We start from the raw sequence: 18,815 nt of genomic DNA, 5'->3' as shown, positions 1-18,815 counted from the left end.
TTTTCTGGTGACCCCCTCCGCCATCCTTGAATCAGCCCTGTACGTCACCGATCTGGCGGCGGCGGAAGAATTCTATGTCGGCGTGCTCGGCCTCGATCTGCTCGGCAAGGTGGACGGCAGACATCTTTTCTTCCGCTGCGGGCCGGGCGTGCTGCTGGTCTTCAATGCCGAGACGACCAAGATACCTCCGGCGCCGGACGCGCGGCTGAAAGTGCCGCCGCATGGCGCGGTCGGCGAAGGTCATCTCTGCTTCGCGGCGAGCGCTGCGGAAATCGTGGCCTGGAAAGCCCATCTGGAGGCAAAAAGAATTGCCATCGAAAGCGAATTCGAATGGCCGCAAGGTGGCCGTTCGCTCTATATACGCGACCCCTCGGGCAATTCGATCGAGTTTGCCGAGCCAAGAATCTGGGGGCTTTGATGCATTCTCTTGATGGAAAGAAGATCGTCGTCGCCAGCCACAATGCCGGCAAGCTGCGCGAATTCGCCGATCTGATGGGGCCGTTCGGCTTCGAAGCGAAGTCGGCGAAGGACTATGGCCTGCCGGAGCCGGACGAGACCGGCACCACTTTCGAGGAGAATGCCTACATCAAGGCGCTGGCCGCCGCAAAGGCGACCGGCCTGCCGGCGCTGTCGGACGATTCGGGCCTCTGCGTCGACGCGCTCGACGGCGCGCCCGGCGTCTACACCGCCAACTGGGCCGAAACCCCGGACGGATCGCGCGACTTCGCCATGGCCATGCAGCGCACCGAAGTGGCGCTGCAGGAGGTCGGCGCCGCTCTGCCGGAACAGCGCAAGGGTCGCTTTGTCGCCGTCATCTGCCTCGCCTTTCCCGACGGCGAGGCCGAATATTATCGCGGCGAGGCCGAAGGCACGCTGGTCTGGCCGCCACGCGGCGAGCTTGGCTTCGGCTATGACCCGGTGTTCCTGCCCAATGGCTTCGAAAAGACCTTCGGCGAGATGAGTGCCGAGGAAAAACACGGCTGGAAACCAGGCCAGGCGACGGCGTTGTCGCATCGCGCACGCGCCTTCCAGAAATTCGCCAAAGCGAGATTGGGAGAGGCATGAGCATGCTGCTCGACCGGGCCCCCGGCTTCGGCGTCTACATCCATTGGCCTTTCTGCGCGGCCAAATGCCCCTATTGCGACTTCAACAGCCATGTCCGCCACCAGCCGGTCGACCAGGAGCGCTTTGCCGCCGCCTTCGAGGCGGAACTGGCGACGATGCGCCAGCGCACCGGGGCGCGTGAGGTGACCAGCATCTTTCTCGGCGGCGGTACGCCGTCGCTGATGAAGCCGGAAACCGTGGCCAGGGTCCTGGACGCCGTGGCGAGGAACTGGACGGTGCCTGAAGGCATCGAGGTGACGCTGGAGGCCAACCCGTCCTCGGTCGAGGCCGAGCGCTTTCGTGGCTATCGCGCCGCCGGGGTCAATCGCGTCTCGCTCGGCGTGCAGGCGCTGAACGACAAGGATCTGCGCTTCCTCGGCCGGCTGCACAATGTCGATGAAGCGCTGCACGCCATCGGCCTCGCGCGGGAAATATTCCCAAGGCTGTCCTTCGACCTGATCTACGCCCGGCCCGGCCAGACGCCGGAGGCCTGGGCGGCCGAGCTCGAACAGGCGATCGGCCATGCCGCCGATCATCTGTCGCTCTACCAGCTGACCATCGAGGAAGGCACGCCCTTCCATGCACTGCATGCGGCGAAGAAGTTCATCATTCCCGACAATGACCATGCCGCCGACCTCTATGCGCTGACGCAGGAGATTACGTCCGCGCATGGCCTGCCGGCCTACGAGATTTCCAACCACGCCAGGCCGGGCGCCGAGAGCCGGCACAACCTGACCTATTGGCGCTATGGCGAATATGTCGGTGTCGGTCCCGGCGCGCATGGCCGCTTCGTCGAGAATGGCCGCCGCACGGTGACGATAGCCGAGCGGATGCCGGAAACCTGGGCCAACCTTGTCGAGGCCAAGGGCCATGGTGTCACCGGCGGCGAGATCCTGACCCGCTCGGAAGAGGCCGACGAATTCCTGCTGATGGGGCTGAGGCTCGCCGAAGGCATCGATCTCTCGCGCTACGAGGCGTTTTCCGGGCGCGGCCTGTCGAGCGCGCGGCTGTCCATGCTGCAGGGCGAGGGGCTGGTGGCGCCGATCGGCAATGCGCGCCTGCGCGCCACGCCGGCCGGCATGATCGTGCTCGACGCCGTGGTGGCCGACCTGGCGCGCTGATCCTTGAAAAACGTCCTTTTCGTCTGCAGCCAGAACCGCTTGCGCAGCCCGACCGCCGAGCAGGTGTTTTCAACGCGCCGGGACATCGAGGTCGCATCGGCGGGGACCAACCATGATGCCGACACGCCGCTGACGCATGAGCTGGTCGCCTGGGCCGACATCATCTTCGTCATGGAAAAGGTGCACCGCACCAAATTGCAGAAGAAATTCAAGACGAGTTTGAACAAGGCCCGAATCATCTGCCTCGATATACCGGATAACTATGAATTCATGGATTTGGAGCTGATTGAGCGCCTGAAGGCGAGCGTTTCACGCTATCTGGGGTGACAGATGGCTTGCCGCGCGTGCCTGACCATGACGCGTCGGCCACCGCGCAATCCGAACCCGAGTCGACCTCAAAGAAGAAATCCTGATGGTGAAAATCGCCGCCGTCCTCCCAGGATTGTTGGGTGAGGCCACAGCCTGCGTAGGAAAACACGTCGATCTTTGTGGCTCGCGGCGCCTGGATCCATTGCTCGCCAACTTTATGGAACATGTAGTGTGACGTGGCTGGATCGTCTGAACGCATATGCAAGTGGATGCCCGGCATCGCGAATTGCGGATCAATGTCCAGTTGCAGATAGGCGGCGGAGAGACCTTGGACGGTTATCCAGTCCCGGCTGGAAACAGGCTGGTTGATTGCCGGGTAGCGAATTCTCGCGAATTCCCGTTCCTCGGTTTCGCCGACCAGCACCCCTCGGAGCGAAAGCGTCTTGCCAAAGAGGCCGCTGGCAGCCGTTGCCCTGAACTTGACCGTTCGTGGGCTTCGGGAGGCTGATGAGGAGCCGGCCTCCGCGTTGTTTCTTGTATCGGCCGGGGACGTGAAGGCAAAAAGGCCGACCGCAAGGGCCAACATTCGCGGACCAACCAGCTTTTCAGTCGCGACGCGCCTCAATTTGTCAGCGATCTCGTCAGGCGTCGTGCTTGAAACGGCGCTTGCCGCGATCCTTCTCGGCATGCGCCTCTCCGCTGCGGGCCGGCTTGGCGTCGGCCTTTTCGCGGCGAACGCTGTGCTGGTCGTTCATCGGATGCGGGGGCACGCCTTCCCTGGCGCTTTTCGTTTCAAGACGGGTGATGAAGATATCGAAGCGATTGGGCATCGTTCGGTCAGTGCTCCGTCGTGCTGTCTGGTTTGTTGTCGGAAAGCCTGACATCGGTGGGCAAGGGCTTGGCGGCCCACTTGGTCGGGCTGGCGTCGTTCTCGGCGGGCAGGCGCTTTTCCCTGGGCGGGGAGGTGCTGTTGCGGCCGGCATAGTAGGGCGCGAAAGCGTCCTGTATCTTCAGGCTGTCCATCCTGTCCTCCCTTGGGAATCAGGGGCTAAATCTGCCAAACCCGGTTTCGTTCCCTACTGTGGCGAAGGAATGGCGCTTAGCTTACATCGGCGTGAGTTTTGCAAGCCGGCACCAGCCGTGCCAAACAAGATCTGGCAGGCCAGACAGGGCTGAACGGAGACGGCATCGGTGACTGACGAGACGGGCAAGCGCAGCTATGTGGTCGGGCAGACCGAGATCGTGGCCCGTCCGCTCGGGCCGGCGCTCTATCTGGTGGCGACGCCGATCGGCAATCTCGCAGACATCACGCTGCGCGCGCTGGAGACGCTGGCCGCCGCCGACATCGTCGCCTGCGAGGACACGCGGGTGTCGCGCGTGCTGCTCGACCGCTACGGCATCCGCCGCCGCACCACGGCCTATCACGAACACAATGCCGGCGAGGCCGGGCCGAAGCTGATCGCGGCCCTTCAGGCCGGCCAGAGCGTGGCGTTGATTTCCGATGCCGGCACGCCGCTCGTCTCCGATCCCGGCTACCGGCTGGTCGGCGAGGCGATCGACCACGGCATTCGTGTCGTGCCGATCCCTGGTCCGTCGGCACCGCTTGCCGCGCTGACAGCGTCCGGTCTGCCGTCGGACGCCTTTCTGTTCGCCGGATTTCTGCCGGTGAAGGTTGGCCAGCGGCTGGCGCGGCTGGAAGCGCTGAAGGCCGTACCGGCAACGCTGATCTTCTTTGAATCGCCGCGCCGGCTGGCCGAGTCGCTGGGCGCCATGGTCGAGGCGTTGGGCGGCGAGCGAAAGGCTGCCATCGGCAGGGAATTGACCAAGACCTTCGAGGAAATGCGCATCGGCGCGCTGCGGGCGCTGGCCGACCACTATGCCGCGGCCGATACGCCAAAGGGCGAGATCGTCGTCTGCGTCGGTCCCGCCGAGGCCAAGGCGGACGAGCCGGCGGATATCGACCGCCTGCTGTTGTCGCTCGCCGCCGAAATGCCGGCCTCCAAGGCAGCGGCGGAAGCCGCGAAGATGACCGGAGGCCAGAAACAGGCACTCTACCGTCGGCTGCTGGAACTCAAGGACGCTTCCGGAGAGGGGAGTGGCTGAGCGCCCCAGCGCCAGCCGCCAGAAAGCCTATCGGCGCGGCCATCGCGGCGAATGGCTGGCGGCGGCAGCTTTGATGCTGAAGGGCTACCGGATTCTCGCGCGCCGCCATCGCACCCGTTTCGGCGAGATCGACCTGATCGCGCGGCGCGGCGACCTGGTGCTGTTCGTCGAGGTCAAGGCGCGCCGCACGCTGATGGAAGCCATGGAGGCGATCAGCCACGAATCGGAGCGCCGCATCGAGGCGGCGGCCGACATCTGGCTATCGCGCCAGGCGGATTATGGCAGGCTGTCGATGCGCTTCGACATGGTCGCGGTGCTGCCATGGCACTGGCCGGTGCATGTCGAGAATGCTTTTTATGGACGGAATTAGGGGAGCATTTGACCGGCGTTGCTCGCCCTTCGCGGGCTCAGGGCGTTCGTCGTTCGGAAAGCCAAGCAATTGGCTTTCCGTCCGCTGCGCGGAACACTCCTCACCCCCAAACCATCAATGCCAGCAATCCGACAATCCCCACCACCAGCCGCCACCAGCCGAACAGCGAGTAGCCGTTGCGGGAGACGTAATCGAGCAGGAAGCGCACCACGAAGAGCGCGGTGACGAAGGCGGCGACGAAGCCGATCGCGATGATCGGCAGGTCGGCGGATGTGAGCACGTTGCGGTTCTTGAACAGGTCGAAGGCAAAGGCGCCGACCATGGTCGGAATGGCGAGGAAGAAGGAAAATTCCGCCGCCGCCCGCTTGTCGACCCCCAGAAGCAGCGCGCCGACGATGGTCGAGCCGGAGCGCGAGGTGCCGGGGATCAGCGACAGGCACTGGAAAAGCCCGATCTGCAGGTAAAGCCTGGTCGGGAACCGCTCGACGTCGCGATAGACCGGCTTCAGGTTCATGCGGTCCACCACCAGCAGGATGACGCCGCCGATGATCAGCATGATGCAGATCAGCCTTGGCGATTCGAACAGTACCGTCTTGATGAAGTCGTGCGCCAGCGCGCCGATGATCGCCGCCGGCAGGAAGGCGATCAGGATGCCGATGACGAAATGCCTCGTCAGCCGGTCATGCGGCAGGTCGAGGAGCATCTGCCACAGGCGGCGGAAGTAGACGCTGAGGATCGCCAGGATCGCGCCGAGCTGGATCAGGATCTCGAAGGCCTTGCCGGTCGAATGGAAGCCCAGGAAATGGCCGGCAAGCAGGATGTGTCCGGTCGAGGAGACCGGTATGAATTCGGTCAACCCCTCCAGCAGGCCCAGCAGCAGGGCTTCGACGAAGGTCTGGCTTTCCATGGCTACCTCGGCTTTTGCTCGACGGCTAACAGAACGGCTTGCTTGTCATGGCGTTGAACTGCCCCTATAGGTCGCAACACCCTGACGGCCCGCTAACCGGGCGGCCAAGACTTACCGGTGCGCCCGGCGATTCGCCAGTCCACACTCGTGCGCTTTATCATCGCGGAACCATGCTGACGCTTTTCCATCATCCCATGTTCGCCACCTGCCGCTTCGTCCGCCTTGCCTTTGGCGAGTATGGCGAGGAGCTGGCGCTGATCGAGGAAAAGCCGTGGACGCGGCGCAAGGAGTTCCTGGCGCTGAACCCGGCCGGCACGCTGCCGATCCTGCTCGCCGAAGGCGATGTGCCGATCGTCGGCGCGACCGTGATCTCGGAATATCTCGACGAGACGCGCGGCGTCTTGAAGCGCGACAAGCGGCTGTTCGCCGAGGACCCGATGCAGCGCGCCGAAATCCGCCGGCTGATCGACTGGTATCTCAACAAGGCCGAAAGCGAAGTCACCCGGCATCTGGTGCGCGAGCGCGTGTTGAAGCCGATCATGCCGGAAACGGCCGGCGGCGGTTCGCCCGATTCGGGCGCCATCCGCGCCGCGCGCGCCAACATCCGCCAGCATATGAAATACACCAACTGGCTCGCCGGCACCCGCCATTGGCTGGCCGGCGGCAGGGTCACCTATGCCGATCTCGCCGCCGCCGCGACGCTGTCGGTGCTCGACTATCTCGGCGAGATCGATTGGCGCGAACACGCCGCGGCGCGCGAATGGTACACCAGGGTAAAGTCGCGGCCCTCCTTCCGGCCGCTCCTGACCGACCGCGTGCGCGGCCTGTCGCCGGTGTCGCATTATGCGGACCTCGACTTCTGACGCCGCAAAACTGCGCGCGCTGATCGACGCGGAGGCGCATCGCGCCGGCTTCGATGCCGTTGCCGTCACCTCTCCCGATGCGATCCCGCTGGCCCCGGCCCGCCTCGCCGAATTCGTCGCCGATGGCTTTCACGGCTCGATGGACTGGATCGCCGAGACGCTGGAGAGGCGCAGCGAGCCTTCCACGCTTTGGCCTGAGGTGCGCTCGATCGTCGTGCTGGCGATGAATTACGGCCCCAATCATGATCCGCGCGACCTGCAGGCCCGGCACGACCGGGGCGCCATCTCTGTCTATGCGCGGAATCGCGACTATCACGATGTGATGAAGGGCCGGCTGAAGGAAATCGCCGGCAAGATCGTGGCGCGCGCCGGCGGCGACGTGAAGGTCTTCGTCGACACGGCCCCGGTGATGGAAAAGCCGCTGGCGCAAGCCGCTGGCCTCGGCTGGCAGGGAAAACACACCAATCTGGTCAGCCGCGAACACGGCTCCTGGCTGTTCCTCGGCACCATTTTTACCACGGCCGAACTTGCGCCCGACCGGGCCGAGATCGACCATTGCGGCTCCTGCCGCGCCTGCCTCGACGCCTGCCCGACCGATGCCTTCCCCGCGCCCTACCGGCTCGATGCGCGGCGCTGCATCTCGTACCTCACTATCGAGAACAAGGGGCCGATCCCGCACGAATTCCGCGAAAAGATCGGCAACCGGATCTATGGCTGCGACGATTGTCTGGCCGCCTGCCCCTGGAACAAGTTCGCCCAGGTAGCCTCAGAAGCAAAGCTCGCCGCGCGCGACGATTTGCGCGAGCCGCCGCTCGCCGAACTGTTGCAGCTGGACGACGCGGCCTTCCGCGCCTTCTTCTCCGGCTCGCCGATAAAGCGCATCGGCCGCGATCGCTTCATCCGCAACGTGCTGATCGCCGCCGGCAATTCCGGCGATGCCGGGCTGGCCAGCCCTGTCCGTGCGCTGCTCGGCGACGCCTCGCCGCTGGTGCGCGGCGCGGCAATATGGGCGCTGGCGCGGCTGGTGCCAGATGCCGAATATGCCGAAAGGGCCGCGACCGGCCTGATGACCGAGAATGATGCGGCGGTGCGCGAGGAATGGCGCCTGGCGCGGCCAGACAGGGCACATGCATGAGTGAAAAGCGGATATTCATCTTCGGCGCCGGCTATTCGGGCAAGGCCTTTGCCCGCGCCAATCCGGGCGCCGCCGCCATCCTGGGCACGACGCGCTCGCCCGACAAATTCCAGGCATTGCGTCAGGCTGGTATCGCCCCGCTGCTGTTCGACGGCGTTCTGACTGGTGAAAACGCCGAAGCACTGAACAAGACGACGCATCTGGTGATTTCAATCGCTCCGGAAGAGGCGGGCGATCCCGTGCTGAATGCCGCCCGCGACGCGATCGCGGGGATGCCGGCACTGCAATGGATCGGCTATCTCTCGACAGTCGGCGTTTACGGCGACCATGGCGGTGCCTGGGTCGATGAAAAAGCCGCGTGCCGGCCAGTGTCGAAACGCTCCGTCATGCGGGTCGAGGCCGAGCAGGATTGGCTGAAGCTCGGCGAGCATATCGGCCGGCCGGTGGCGATCCTGCGCCTGTCCGGCATCTATGGTCCGGGCCGCAACGCGCTGGTCAACCTGGAAAACGGCACCGCGCGGCGGCTGGTCAAGCCCGGCCAGGTATTCAACCGCATCCATTGCGACGACATTGCCGGCGCGCTCTGGCAGCTGATCGGGGACAACACAGGCGGCATCTTCAACGTCACCGATGATGAGCCTGCGCCGCCGCAGGATGTCGTTGCCTACGCCGCTTCGCTGATGGGCGTCGAGCCGCCGCCGGAAATTCCCTTCGACTCCGCCCAACTTTCGCCCATGGCGCGGTCCTTCTATGGCGAGAACAAGCGTGTCGCCAATGCGGCGATCAAGGCGGCGGGCTATCGCTTTCGCTTTCCCGATTACCACGCTGCCTTCGACCATATGTGGGCAAGCGGCGATTGGCTCGACGGCGAGGCGCGCAGCCCGATGAAGGGCTAAAGCAATTCCAGGAAATAGTGTGAAGCGGTTTTCCGTCCGGAATTGCGTCAAAACAACGAGATAGAGCGGTGAACCGCTCTATCGATCGCCTGGCGGCCGACGTGCTATGATTCGGTTTCGGGATTGCGGTGGGGATCCGGTTTCATGAACTCAGCGATGCGTCCATATTTCGGCAGATCGTCACGGTTGGCGGTCGCTCTTGGCCTGCTTGCCCTGAGCGGTCTCGCCGCGCGGCCGGCACTCGCCGAGGAACGGGCAAAAGACCTGTTCGGCGCCGAAAAGCTGCCGGCAGCGGCCGCGGCGCAGTCGATCGGCTTCTATTCCAAGGGCTGTTTTGCCGGCGGCGTCGCCATTCCCATGGATGGCCCGACCTGGGAGGTGATGCGGCCGTCGCGCAACCGCCGCTGGGGCCATCCGGCAATGATCGCCGTAATCGAGAAGCTTTCACGTGACGCCGCCGCCGATGGCTGGCCAGGCTTGCTCATAGGTGACATTTCGCAGCCGCGCGGCGGTCCGATGCTGACCGGCCACGCCTCGCACCAGATCGGCCTCGACGCCGACATCTGGCTGACGCCGATGCCCAGCCGTCCGCTGTCGATCGCGCAGCGCGAATCGATGAGCGCCACCTTGATGGTCGACGAGAAGACGCATCTGGTGAAGGACGCGCTGTGGAAGCCGCAGCACACCGCGCTTTTGAAGCGCGCCGCGAGCTACCCCGAGGTCGAACGCATCCTGGTCAATCCGGGCATCAAGAAAAAGCTATGCGACACCGTCAAGGGGGACCGCACCTGGCTGCGCAAGATCAGGCCGTTCTGGGGTCACGACTATCATTTCCACATGCGCATCGGCTGCCAGCCGGGCTCGCCCAACTGCAAGGCGCAGGAAGCGACGCCGGCCGACGACGGCTGCGGCAAGCCGCTGGCCTGGTGGTTCACGGAAGAACCGTGGCGTCCCAACAAGAACCCGGACGCGCCGAAGGCACGCGACGTGATGACGATGGCCAACCTGCCCAAGGAATGCCGCGCCGTGCTCGACGCGCCAGGTCCGGCCTCGGCCGAGGCGGCGACCTATCGCGGCGGCGCCATCCCGGTCGCGGTCGCCGAACCGGATGTACCGTCGCTGCCCGCCACCGCGGCCAGCGGCACGGCCGGCCTGCCAGGCACGCTGAACGCCTTCACGTCGACGCCCGAGGTCGGTGTGCCGGTGCCACGGCCACGCCCGCCAGCGCACTGATCGATGCGTCGGCGTCGGCCGTCTCAATCGGTTTAGCATCGCGTTTTCCGCGAAATAGTGGCCGTTTGGCCGCAGAACCTCGCCCTGCGCGTCGCCCGGTTCGAAAACCGTTTCCCTTTTCAAACTCATGCGCTAGTCAACGGAAGAACGGCGAGAACGCCGTCAGGGGCGCCGGGGACGGACCAGAGCATGCCAAGCGTAAGCGATACCGACACGTCGTTGCGGTTTCCGATCCTGATCGGCGACATTGGCGGCACCAATGCGCGCTTCTCGATCGTGCTCGACGCCAATTCGGAGGCCGGCGAGCCGACCATCGTGCAGACCGCCAACTACAACACGATCGACGAGGCGATCCAGTCGGCGGTTCTCGACCGCTCTTCCGTTCGCCCGAATTCGGCGGTGCTGGCGGTGGCCGGGCCGGTCGATGGCGACGAGATCGAGCTCACCAACTGCCCATGGGTCGTCAGGCCGAGGCAGATGTTCGCCAGTCTTGGCCTGAGCGACATCGTCGTGCTCAATGATTTCGAGGCGCAGGCGCTGGCCGTCGTGGCGCTGGGCGAAGAGCATATGGAAAAGATCGGCGGCGGCGCGCCGGAGCCCAATGCCGGCCGCGTCGTGCTTGGGCCGGGAACCGGTCTCGGCGTCGCCGGGCTGGTCTACGCGCTGCGCCACTGGATACCGGTGCCCGGCGAAGGCGGCCATATGGACATCGGCCCGCGCACGCCGCGCGATTTCGAGGTTTTCCCGCACATAGAGAAGCTCGAGGGCCGCATTTCCGGTGAGCAGATCCTGTGCGGGCGCGGCCTGGTGAACGTCTACAGGGCGGTGGCCATGGCGGACGGCAAGCCGTCACCGTTCACGACGCCGGCGGAGATCACCGGTGCGGCACTGGCCAAGACCGATCCGGTGGCCGAGGAAGCGCTGCGGACTTTCGTCACCTGCCTCGGGCGCACGGCGGGTGACCTTGCCTTGGTGTTCATGAGCCGTGGCGGCGTCTTCCTCACCGGCGGCATCGCGCAAAAGATCGTGCCGGCGCTGAAGGAAGGCAATTTCCGCGCCGCCTTCGAGGACAAGGCGCCGCACAGCGCGCTGATGCGCACCATGCCCGTCTATGTCATCACCCAACCGCTGGCCGCACTTCTCGGCCTTGCCGCCTATGCCCGAAACCCATCGCTGTTCGGCGTCCAGACCGCTGGCCGGCGCTGGCAGGCCTAGCTCTTCGACTGGATGCGCCTATATTCCCCGCGGGCGCGCTTGAGCCGCCCGCGACGAAGTTAATCAGCCGCGGGCATAGGCAAGCCGGCCTCATGACGTTAAGAGGGGTGCCGAATTCGCAGCCCGATCCCACGAGGCGGAAAACCACAAAGCGCTCCTGATTTGACACTTCAAGCCCCCAAACAGAAAGTCCAGCCTGGCGAGGTCACGGCGGTGCTCCGCCGCATCCTCGCTGAAAACGGCAATGAATATCGCTGGACCTATGTCGTTGCCGTCACCTGCCTGCTGATCGTTTCCGGCACCACTGCCTTCACGGCGTGGATCATGGCCCCGATGATCAACCAGATCTTCTACGAACGGCGCGGCGATATGCTCTGGTTGATCTGCGCCGGTTTCATGGGAGCCTCCCTGCTGCGCGGCTTCGCCGGTTACGGCCAGGCAGTCGCGTTGGCCAGTATCGGCAACAATCTGGTCGCGCGCTACCAGAAGCGCAGCTTCGACCATCTGATGAAGCTCGGCGTCAACTTCTTCAACGATACACGTTCCGGTCGGCTGGCGGCACAGGTCAGCGAGAATGTCGGTGGTGTTCGTGACCTGCTGTCGCTGACACTGACCTCCATCAGTCGCGACGCGGTCACATTGGTCGCTCTCGTCGGCGTGATGATCTATCAGGATCCGGTGTTGTCGCTCAGCTCGCTGCTGATTGGGCCGCCGCTGATCTGGGCCGTCGTCTACATCACCCGCCGACTGCGGCGTATCAACCGTGAATCCGTCCTGATCAATTCGCGGCTGAACGGGTCCGTGCAGGAGGCCACGCAAGGCATAGCCATCGTCAAGGCCTTCACCCTGGAGGAAGAGCTGTCGCGCCGCATCGGCATCATGGCCGATACGGCCGAGCAGCGTAACAACAAGATCGCCCGCGTATCGGAGCGGCTGTCGCCGATTTCCGAGATTCTGGGCGGTCTCGCCATCACTGCCGTGCTTGCCTATTCCGGCTACCGGGCGCTGTATCTTGGGCAGCCGCCAGGCGCGGTGTTTTCCTTCATCACCGCGCTGATCATGGCCTACGATCCGGCAAGGCGCCTGGCGCGCACGCAGGTCGGGATGGAGCGTGCCCTGGTCAACGCGCGCATGATCTACGAGTTGCTCGACCTGGAGCCGAAACAGGGCGATGCGCCCGACGCTGTCGATGCCAGGATCACCACCGGAGAGGTGCGCTTCGACAATGTGACGTTCGGCTACAGCGCAGACATGCCGGTGCTGAGGGAGCTGAGCTTTGTCGCTGCCGCCGGCAAGGTCACGGCCATCGTCGGCGCGTCCGGCGCCGGCAAGTCGACGCTGGTGGCGCTCTTGCAGCGCTTCTACGACGTCGACCAGGGCAGTATCGAGGTCGATGGCCAGGACATCTCGAAGGTGACCAAGCATTCGCTGCGGCAATCCATCGCCTACGTGGCGCAGGCGCCTTATCTGTTCGAGGGCACGATCCGCGACAACATCCGCTACGGCCGGCTGTCGGCCACGGACGCCGAGATCGAGCAGGCGGCGAAACAGGCGGCAGCCGACGAGTTCATCCGCCAGCAGCCGCAAGGTTACGACACGCCGGTCGGCGAAGGCGGCTCGACCCTTTCCGGCGGCCAGCGCCAGCGCGTCTCGATCGCCCGTGCCATCGTGCGCCAGGCGCCGATCCTGCTGCTCGACGAGGCGACCTCGGCGCTCGACAACGAGGCGGAGGCGCGCGTCCAGGAGGCGCTGAGCCATGTCATGCAAGGCCGCACGACCATCGTCATAGCGCATCGCCTGTCGACGGTGGTCAATGCCGACCACATCATCGTGCTGGAAGAGGGACGGTTGGTCGAGGAAGGCACCCACGCGACGCTGATGGCCGACCCTCACAGCATCTATGCCCGCTTCCACCGCATCCAGGGCAAGAAGGGGCTGGGGCTTGTTGATGACAGCAAGCCGATCCAAACTCCGGTCCGGGCCACGCGTGCGAAGAAGACTGCTGTGAGGAGCACATGAGCGAAGCAAGCGATATGGGCCTTGTGGTGGTGGGTGCCGCCGGCCGCATGGGCCAGACGCTGATCCGCGCCATCCATACCATTCCGGGCGCTCGCGTCATCGGCGCTGTCGAGCGCGCGGATTCGCCCTACCTGGGCAAGGATGCCGGCGAACTGGCAGGTATCGGCATCATCAATGTGCCGATATCGGACGATCCGCTGCCGGTCTTCGCCAAGGCTGACGGCGTGCTCGATTTCACCACGCCGGCCTCATCGGTCGAATTCGCCGGCTACGCGGCGCAGGCGCGCATCGTCCATGTCATCGGCACGACCGGCTGCTCGGCCGACGACAATGCCAGGATCGCGGCGGCGGCGCGCCATGCGACGGTCGTCAAGTCGGGCAATATGAGCCTCGGCGTCAATCTGCTGGCGGTGCTGGTCGAACAGGCGGCGCGCGCGCTCGACGCCGATGATTTCGACATCGAGATCCTGGAGATGCACCACAAGCACAAGGTCGACGCTCCCTCCGGCACCGCGCTGCTGCTCGGCGAGGCGGCCGCGGCCGGGCGCGGCATGGCACTTGCCGGCAACGACGTGCGTTCACGCGACGGCCATACGGGTGTGCGAAAATCCGGCTCGATCGGCTTCGCCACGCTGCGCGGCGGCTCGGTGGTCGGCGACCACAGCGTCATCCTGGCCGGCACCGGCGAGCGCATCACGCTGTCCCACCACGCCGAGGACCGCGCCATCTTCGCCCGCGGGGCCGTCAAGGCGGCGCTGTGGGCACGGGGCAAGAAGCCAGGACTGTATTCGATGCGGGACGTGCTCGGCCTGAGCTGAAGCGGCCGATCTGCCAAATTTGCCAATTTGAAGGAGCAAACATGTCGAGAACCCTCGTGCTCGTGCGCCATGGCCAGAGCGAATGGAACCTGAAGAACCTGTTCACCGGCTGGCGCGACGTCGACCTGACCGAGCAGGGCCACGCCGAGGCCAAGGCCGCCGGCCAGAAACTCAAGGCGCGCGGCCTGAAGTTCGACATCGCCTTTACCTCGGCGCTGATCCGGGCGCAGAAGACCTGCCAGCACATTCTCGACGCGGTCGGCCAGAGCGACCTGAAGACCATCCGCGACCAGGCGCTCAATGAGCGCGACTATGGCGACCTTTCCGGCCTCAACAAGGACGATGCGCGCAAGAAATGGGGCGAGGAGCAGGTGCATGTCTGGCGCCGTTCCTACGACGTGCCGCCGCCCGGCGGCGAAAGCCTGAAGGACACCGGCGCCCGCGTCTGGCCCTATTACCTGCATGACATGCAGTCGCACGTGCTGCGTGGCGGCACCGTGCTGGTCGCCGCCCACGGCAATTCGCTGCGCGCGCTGATCATGGCGCTGGACGGCAAGTCGGGCGAGGAGATCGTCAAGCTGGAACTCGGCACCGGCGTGCCGGTCATCTACCAGCTCAACGCCGATTCGACCGTGGCGTCGAAGGAAGTGCTGGAGGGCTGAGCCGGCAAGCGGCGAACCGCTTTGAAAAAAGCGCGTTGACAGCCATCGCTTGCCCGCTTACATGAGCCCGCACCAGCCCAGATGGCGGAATTGGTAGACGCGCACGGTTCAGGTCCGTGTTCCGCAAGGAGTGGAGGTTCGAGTCCTCTTCTGGGCACCAAATTCCAGTTTCGAGCCACTCTATGGTTCAGAAACCCAAAGAAAAAGCCCGGTTCGCCCGGGCTTTTTCTTTTTGAAGCAACCTCCCCTTCTGGCCAGTCCCGAACAAACCGCTTCAAACCGCGCGCCTGCTTAGCTACGCTCGCAGCCATGTCTCAATCATCCACCGCGATCTTCGGCGCCCGGCGCGATCAGGCCTTCCCAACGCTGAGCGAGGCCGACATCAGCCACATGCGCCGTTTCGGCGAAGCCAGCTCCTATGCCGCCGGCGAGCACATCATCAGGGCTGGCGACGTGGCGCCCGGCCTGATCGTCGTGCTGTCGGGCAGGGTCGATATCACCCAGGATGGCGGGCTCGGCCGGCGCGAGACGATCGTCACCCATGGTCCGGGCAGCTTCGTTGGCGAACTGGCGCAGCTTTCGGCCCGCCCCTCGCTGGTCAATGCCGAGGCCGCCGAGCCCGTCGAGGCGTTTGTCATTCCCTCTCGGCGCGTGCGCGACCTGATGGTGCAGGAGGCCAATCTCGGCGAGCGCATCATGCGGGCGCTGATCCTGCGCCGCGTCGGGCTCCTGGAAAGCGCGACCAGCGGGCCGATCATCATCGGACCATCAGGCAATGCCGATGTCCTGCGGCTGCAAGGGTTCCTCGCCCGCAGCGGCCAGCCGCACCGTGTGCTCGATTCCGCCAGCGACCCCTGCGCGAAAACCCTGGTCGAGCGCTTCGACGTCGACCCTCACCATCTGCCGGTCGTGCTGTGCCCGAACGGCAGGCTGCTGATGAATCCCGGCGAGAAGGACCTCGCCCGCTGCATCGGCCTGCTCAGGCCGATCGATGCCGACACGCTGTATGACGTCGCCATTGTCGGCGCCGGACCTGCGGGCCTGGCGGCGGCGGTCTATGCGGCGTCGGAAGGGCTGTCGACCATCGTGCTCGATTGTCGTGCTTTCGGCGGGCAGGCCGGCGCCTCCTCGCGAATCGAGAACTATCTCGGTTTCCCCACGGGCATAACCGGCATGGCGCTGATGGCGCGCGCCTACAACCAGGCGCAGAAATTCGGCGTCGAAATGGTAATCCCGGACGAAGCCAGGCTGCTGAGTGCCGCGACCGATAATTCAGGCGCCCGCTACCTGCTCGATGTCGGCGACGGCGAGACGGTGCGCACCCGCAGCGTGGTGATTGCCAGCGGCGCGCGCTACCGGCGTCTCGATGTCACCAACCTGTCGCGGTTCGAGGGCACGTCGGTGCATTATTGGGCTTCGCCCATCGAAGGACGGCTTTGCGCCGGCCAGGAGGTGGCGCTGGTGGGCGCCGGCAATTCGGCCGGGCAGGCGGCGGTCTACCTCGCCAGCCATGCGCGCAAGGTGGCGCTGCTGGCGCGCGGCGGCAGCCTCGATGCCTCGATGTCGCGCTACCTGGTTGAGCGCATCAAGGCGCAGCCGAACATCGAGGTGCTGACCGGGACCGAGATCGAGGCGCTGGAGGGCGAGGACGGCAATCTTGCCAGCGTGCGCTGGCGCAACCGCGTCAGCGGGCAGCAGACGACACGCCCGATCCGCCATCTCTTCCTGTTCATCGGTGCCGATCCGAACACCGACTGGCTGGCGCAATGCAACGTGGCGCTGGACGCCAAGGGTTTCATCCGCACCGGATCCGAGCTCGGACCGGACCGGGGTCTGATGGAAACCAGCCGCAGCGGGGTGTTTGCCATCGGCGATGTACGTTGCGGTTCGGTCAAACGCGTCGCGGCGGCTGTCGGCGAGGGCGCCCAGGTGGTCGCGGCGCTGCATGCCTATCTCGCGCGGGACGCCAGCCACGCCGCGGACAGCAATTTCAGGAAAAGTGTGTAACGGTTTTCGCGGGAAAAGCGCAAAAAAGGAAGAGTTGAGCCTCAACTGGCCAGGAGAGTGTGATGGCGGATGAATGCAAGCATGCGGCTGGGATCAAGGACGTGACGCCGAGCGCGCTCGGTTGCGAGGAGTGCCTGAAGAGCGGCTCGTGGTGGGTGCATCTGCGGCTCTGCCGCACCTGCGGCCATGTCGGCTGCTGCGACGACTCGCCCAACCGCCACGCGACCAGACATTTTCACGCCACCAGCCATCCCATCATCGAGGGCTATGATCCGCCGGAAGGCTGGGGCTGGTGCTATGTCGACGAGGTTTTTCTCGACCTCGGCGACCGCACGACGCCGCAGAACGGCCCTATCCCGCGCTTTTATTGAGGGAGCCGAGAGATCCGAAGAAGAGCCCGGTTCGTGCGTGCGTTTCTTTGGCCGACGCATCGCGCCATCGGATGCCCTGTTGTCAGCGAACTGACAGGTTGCCTGTTCCAGTGTCCACCGAATCACGGTCATCACAGCCCGGCCCCTGGACGTTCCCTTCATAAGAGGATCGTCGCCGCCAAAGCTTTGACATGATCGCGGCTAGTTTAGAAACGTTCAAAACTGGAAACTCGCATGCACCCCACCTACACAAGCGCGCAGAAAGCCATTCACTGGGCAGTGTTCCTGCTGGTCATCGGCCTTTATGGCTTGACTTACGTCGAGGAGGTTTTTCCGCGCGGCGATCCGGGGCGGGCGATGGTCTGGTGGCTGCATATTTCGTTCGGGCTGCTGCTTTTCGCGCTGGTCGTCATCCGTGTCGGCCTGCGGCTGACGCTGGGGACGCCCGGCCTGCCGCAGGAAATGTCACCGCTTGAACGAAGTGCGGCCAAAGTCGCGCATCTTGCGCTTTACGCGCTGCTGATGGCCATTCCCGTGCTCGGCATCTTGCTGACCTGGTACAGGGGCGATGCCTTGAGTTTCTTCGGCCTTTTCACCATCCCGGCTCCAGTTCCGCCGGATCGCGACACGGCCCGGTTCATCAGGGAGCTGCACAGCCTCTGCGCGAATTCGATCCTCATCCTTGCCGGCGTGCATGCGGCAGCGGCGCTGTGGCATCATTTCATCCGTAGGGATGACGTGCTCAAGCGAATGCTGCCGGAAGGCACGCCCTGACAAGGCGCACGCCATCTTCCTTTGATCAGTCCCGCTTCGGCGTCACCGGCGCGGATGCCGGATTGTCGACGCTGTTCTCATTCACCTGGAAGGCTTTTCCTTCGACCTTCTTTTTCCTGAGGTCGTCACCGGTCTCAGGCTGCGGCGGGCGTTTCGGATTTTCTTCTGTGTTGTCGTTTATATCGAAAGCTCTGGTCATCATGTCCTCCAAGGCTGTCCTGGGACACAATGTCCGACGGTGCGTAGGGTTCCGCCGGCAAGGCAAGGGCGCTCCCTAGCGGTCAGGCGTTTGTAGCCGGACCGCGACAGCGTCCGCCATCGATCCGTCGATCCATGTGCCGACGTCCAGGAAACAGGGACAAGGCCGCCAACGCAACCATCATGCCGGCTTGTCCTGTCGCACGATCCTCCATTCGTGCCAGATCAACACCATGACGACCGCATCGAAGACGGTCAGGACCAGCAGGCCGAATGATTGGGTGTATGAGTAGCGGTAGACTTGATAGACCATGAACAAGCCCAAAGCCCCGAGCGAGGCAGGGTAAGACCAGAGCTTGCCTCTCAAAAGCCCGACCACCAAGGCAAGTTTTATCAGGCCGTGGCTAAGCAGGTAGAAGGCATAAAACTCCTTGCTGGCGACCGAAAAATGGCTTGCCATCCGCGACAGATGGCCAGCGATGAAATCGTTGGGATCCTCGATCAATTCCTCCGCGGTGAGGGCATTGACCCAGGAGGCAATGGTATCGGTGGTGACGACATAGAGCAGAATTCCGCCGATGCATTCGATCAGGGCATGCGCGCCCTTCAGCCATAGGCTGACTTCGAAGATCTGGTGGATGCGGTGTTCATCGATGCGCTTCAAGAACCCACCTCACAACCAACCACGAAAACCCATGCCGATGGATGTC

At 64.5% G+C, this 18,815-nt stretch carries 23 protein-coding genes and 1 tRNA gene; 18 read left to right on the top strand and 6 right to left on the bottom strand.

The genetic code is table 11. The annotated features are described in order from the left end of the window. Positions 1-7: 7 nt before the first annotated feature. From EB230_RS04235 to EB230_RS04220, 4 genes are read left to right on the top strand one after another with little or no spacing between them, the layout of a single operon-like run. On the top strand, positions 8-418 hold the full coding sequence (locus tag EB230_RS04235; protein ID WP_056573992.1) for a VOC family protein: 411 nt from the start codon (positions 8-10) through the stop codon (positions 416-418). After that, positions 418-1,065, top strand: a complete 648-nt coding sequence (gene rdgB / locus EB230_RS04230) for an RdgB/HAM1 family non-canonical purine NTP pyrophosphatase (protein ID WP_056573990.1) — start codon at positions 418-420, stop codon at positions 1,063-1,065. The genes EB230_RS04235 and rdgB overlap by 1 nt, the downstream gene beginning before the upstream one ends. Then, on the top strand, positions 1,062-2,225 hold the full coding sequence (gene hemW / locus EB230_RS04225; protein ID WP_056573987.1) for a radical SAM family heme chaperone HemW: 1,164 nt from the start codon (positions 1,062-1,064) through the stop codon (positions 2,223-2,225). Before rdgB ends, hemW begins: the two co-directional genes overlap by 4 nt. Positions 2,226-2,228: 3 nt before the next feature. Beyond that, positions 2,229-2,552, top strand: coding sequence for a low molecular weight protein tyrosine phosphatase family protein (locus tag EB230_RS04220; RefSeq protein ID WP_056573984.1), 324 nt, complete (start codon positions 2,229-2,231; stop codon positions 2,550-2,552). Here the strand turns inward: EB230_RS04220 and EB230_RS04215 are convergent. Genes EB230_RS04215 through EB230_RS04205 form a run of 3 tightly spaced genes read right to left on the bottom strand, consistent with a single transcriptional unit; the run spans position 2,494 to position 3,557 of the window. After that, complete coding sequence (locus EB230_RS04215; RefSeq protein ID WP_172371496.1) at positions 2,494-3,222, bottom strand: hypothetical protein; 729 nt, start codon at positions 3,220-3,222, stop codon at positions 2,494-2,496. The genes EB230_RS04220 and EB230_RS04215 overlap by 59 nt on opposite strands. After that, positions 3,176-3,364, bottom strand: a complete 189-nt coding sequence (locus EB230_RS04210; RefSeq protein ID WP_056573981.1) for a hypothetical protein — start codon at positions 3,362-3,364, stop codon at positions 3,176-3,178. The genes EB230_RS04215 and EB230_RS04210 overlap by 47 nt, the downstream gene beginning before the upstream one ends. Positions 3,365-3,371: 7 nt before the next feature. Then, complete coding sequence (locus EB230_RS04205; RefSeq protein ID WP_172371494.1) at positions 3,372-3,557, bottom strand: hypothetical protein; 186 nt, start codon at positions 3,555-3,557, stop codon at positions 3,372-3,374. A 168-nt stretch (positions 3,558-3,725) separates the two neighbouring features. Between EB230_RS04205 and rsmI the strand changes: the two genes are divergently transcribed. Next, complete coding sequence (gene rsmI, locus EB230_RS04200; RefSeq protein WP_056573975.1) at positions 3,726-4,637, top strand: 16S rRNA (cytidine(1402)-2'-O)-methyltransferase; 912 nt, start codon at positions 3,726-3,728, stop codon at positions 4,635-4,637. Then, complete coding sequence (locus EB230_RS04195; protein WP_056573973.1) at positions 4,630-5,007, top strand: YraN family protein; 378 nt, start codon at positions 4,630-4,632, stop codon at positions 5,005-5,007. The genes rsmI and EB230_RS04195 overlap by 8 nt, the downstream gene beginning before the upstream one ends. Positions 5,008-5,107: 100 nt before the next feature. Here EB230_RS04195 and EB230_RS04190 read toward each other — a convergent pair whose 3' ends face one another. Further along, entirely contained in the window at positions 5,108-5,914 is an 807-nt protein-coding gene (locus tag EB230_RS04190) for an undecaprenyl-diphosphate phosphatase (RefSeq protein ID WP_056573971.1), read from the bottom strand. Between the two features lie 170 nt (positions 5,915-6,084). Here EB230_RS04190 and EB230_RS04185 point away from each other — a divergent pair, with 170 nt between their 5' ends. From EB230_RS04185 to EB230_RS04130, 12 genes are all read left to right on the top strand, one after another. Continuing rightward, on the top strand, positions 6,085-6,777 hold the full coding sequence (locus tag EB230_RS04185) for a glutathione S-transferase family protein (RefSeq protein ID WP_010912586.1): 693 nt from the start codon (positions 6,085-6,087) through the stop codon (positions 6,775-6,777). Continuing rightward, on the top strand, positions 6,758-7,912 hold the full coding sequence (gene queG / locus EB230_RS04180; RefSeq protein WP_172371492.1) for a tRNA epoxyqueuosine(34) reductase QueG: 1,155 nt from the start codon (positions 6,758-6,760) through the stop codon (positions 7,910-7,912). Before EB230_RS04185 ends, queG begins: the two co-directional genes overlap by 20 nt. After that, positions 7,909-8,808 carry an SDR family oxidoreductase gene (locus tag EB230_RS04175; protein WP_172371489.1) on the top strand — a complete coding sequence of 300 codons (900 nt, stop codon included), beginning with the start codon at positions 7,909-7,911 and terminating at the stop codon, positions 8,806-8,808. The genes queG and EB230_RS04175 overlap by 4 nt, the downstream gene beginning before the upstream one ends. Before the next feature lie 144 nt (positions 8,809-8,952). Beyond that, complete coding sequence (gene mepA, locus EB230_RS04170) at positions 8,953-10,041, top strand: penicillin-insensitive murein endopeptidase (protein WP_172371487.1); 1,089 nt, start codon at positions 8,953-8,955, stop codon at positions 10,039-10,041. A 189-nt stretch (positions 10,042-10,230) separates the two neighbouring features. After that, complete coding sequence (locus EB230_RS04165) at positions 10,231-11,256, top strand: glucokinase (RefSeq protein ID WP_056573960.1); 1,026 nt, start codon at positions 10,231-10,233, stop codon at positions 11,254-11,256. Positions 11,257-11,418: 162 nt separating this feature from the next. Then, the gene (locus EB230_RS04160; RefSeq protein WP_172371485.1) at positions 11,419-13,275 is read left to right on the top strand and encodes an ABC transporter ATP-binding protein; all 1,857 of its coding nucleotides are present in this window, start codon (positions 11,419-11,421) and stop codon (positions 13,273-13,275) included. Continuing rightward, positions 13,272-14,093 carry a 4-hydroxy-tetrahydrodipicolinate reductase gene (gene dapB / locus EB230_RS04155; RefSeq protein ID WP_172371483.1) on the top strand — a complete coding sequence of 274 codons (822 nt, stop codon included), beginning with the start codon at positions 13,272-13,274 and terminating at the stop codon, positions 14,091-14,093. Before EB230_RS04160 ends, dapB begins: the two co-directional genes overlap by 4 nt. A 41-nt stretch (positions 14,094-14,134) precedes the next feature. Continuing rightward, the gene (locus EB230_RS04150) at positions 14,135-14,755 is read left to right on the top strand and encodes a 2,3-bisphosphoglycerate-dependent phosphoglycerate mutase (RefSeq protein ID WP_056573951.1); all 621 of its coding nucleotides are present in this window, start codon (positions 14,135-14,137) and stop codon (positions 14,753-14,755) included. 75 nt (positions 14,756-14,830) lie between these two features. Further along, a tRNA-Leu gene (locus tag EB230_RS04145) sits at positions 14,831-14,915 on the top strand. 149 nt (positions 14,916-15,064) lie between these two features. Continuing rightward, positions 15,065-16,762 carry a cyclic nucleotide-binding domain-containing thioredoxin-disulfide reductase gene (locus EB230_RS04140; RefSeq protein WP_172371481.1) on the top strand — a complete coding sequence of 566 codons (1,698 nt, stop codon included), beginning with the start codon at positions 15,065-15,067 and terminating at the stop codon, positions 16,760-16,762. A 62-nt stretch (positions 16,763-16,824) separates the two neighbouring features. Continuing rightward, positions 16,825-17,133: a UBP-type zinc finger domain-containing protein gene (locus EB230_RS04135; protein WP_172371479.1), complete on the top strand. Its 309-nt coding sequence runs from the start codon at positions 16,825-16,827 to the stop codon at positions 17,131-17,133. Between the two features lie 234 nt (positions 17,134-17,367). Next, positions 17,368-17,907 carry a cytochrome b gene (locus EB230_RS04130; protein WP_056573943.1) on the top strand — a complete coding sequence of 180 codons (540 nt, stop codon included), beginning with the start codon at positions 17,368-17,370 and terminating at the stop codon, positions 17,905-17,907. Positions 17,908-17,932: 25 nt separating this feature from the next. Here EB230_RS04130 and EB230_RS04125 read toward each other — a convergent pair whose 3' ends face one another. Together EB230_RS04125 and EB230_RS04120 are read right to left on the bottom strand one after the other, a co-directional pair. Beyond that, the gene (locus EB230_RS04125; RefSeq protein WP_155772482.1) at positions 17,933-18,118 is read right to left on the bottom strand and encodes a hypothetical protein; all 186 of its coding nucleotides are present in this window, start codon (positions 18,116-18,118) and stop codon (positions 17,933-17,935) included. Between the two features lie 168 nt (positions 18,119-18,286). After that, positions 18,287-18,760, bottom strand: coding sequence for a DUF2127 domain-containing protein (locus EB230_RS04120; protein WP_172374993.1), 474 nt, complete (start codon positions 18,758-18,760; stop codon positions 18,287-18,289). Positions 18,761-18,815 lie beyond the last annotated feature (55 nt).

Origin of the sequence: Mesorhizobium sp. NZP2234 (assembly GCF_013170765.1) — a bacterium.
In the GTDB taxonomy this organism is placed as follows: Bacteria; Pseudomonadota; Alphaproteobacteria; order Rhizobiales; family Rhizobiaceae; genus Mesorhizobium; species Mesorhizobium loti_D.
Note: the sequence above shows the minus strand (reverse complement) of the source record. Positions and strands in the feature narration are given on the sequence as shown.

Bases quoted from the DNA above. Each gene is read 5' to 3' on its own strand.
- rdgB (WP_056573990.1), top strand. From the start codon at position 418: ATGCATTCTCTTGATGGAAAGAAGATCGTCGTCGCCAGCCACAATGCC.
- hemW (WP_056573987.1), top strand. From the start codon at position 1,062: ATGAGCATGCTGCTCGACCGGGCCCCCGGCTTCGGCGTCTACATCCAT.
- EB230_RS04215 (WP_172371496.1), bottom strand. From the start codon at position 3,222: ATGCCGAGAAGGATCGCGGCAAGCGCCGTTTCAAGCACGACGCCTGAC.
- EB230_RS04210 (WP_056573981.1), bottom strand. From the start codon at position 3,364: ATGCCCAATCGCTTCGATATCTTCATCACCCGTCTTGAAACGAAAAGC.
- EB230_RS04205 (WP_172371494.1), bottom strand. From the start codon at position 3,557: ATGGACAGCCTGAAGATACAGGACGCTTTCGCGCCCTACTATGCCGGC.
- EB230_RS04190 (WP_056573971.1), bottom strand. From the start codon at position 5,914: ATGGAAAGCCAGACCTTCGTCGAAGCCCTGCTGCTGGGCCTGCTGGAG.
- EB230_RS04185 (WP_010912586.1), top strand. From the start codon at position 6,085: ATGCTGACGCTTTTCCATCATCCCATGTTCGCCACCTGCCGCTTCGTC.
- queG (WP_172371492.1), top strand. From the start codon at position 6,758: ATGCGGACCTCGACTTCTGACGCCGCAAAACTGCGCGCGCTGATCGAC.
- EB230_RS04175 (WP_172371489.1), top strand. From the start codon at position 7,909: ATGAGTGAAAAGCGGATATTCATCTTCGGCGCCGGCTATTCGGGCAAG.
- mepA (WP_172371487.1), top strand. From the start codon at position 8,953: ATGAACTCAGCGATGCGTCCATATTTCGGCAGATCGTCACGGTTGGCG.
- EB230_RS04165 (WP_056573960.1), top strand. From the start codon at position 10,231: ATGCCAAGCGTAAGCGATACCGACACGTCGTTGCGGTTTCCGATCCTG.
- dapB (WP_172371483.1), top strand. From the start codon at position 13,272: ATGAGCGAAGCAAGCGATATGGGCCTTGTGGTGGTGGGTGCCGCCGGC.
- EB230_RS04150 (WP_056573951.1), top strand. From the start codon at position 14,135: ATGTCGAGAACCCTCGTGCTCGTGCGCCATGGCCAGAGCGAATGGAAC.
- EB230_RS04140 (WP_172371481.1), top strand. From the start codon at position 15,065: ATGTCTCAATCATCCACCGCGATCTTCGGCGCCCGGCGCGATCAGGCC.
- EB230_RS04135 (WP_172371479.1), top strand. From the start codon at position 16,825: ATGGCGGATGAATGCAAGCATGCGGCTGGGATCAAGGACGTGACGCCG.
- EB230_RS04130 (WP_056573943.1), top strand. From the start codon at position 17,368: ATGCACCCCACCTACACAAGCGCGCAGAAAGCCATTCACTGGGCAGTG.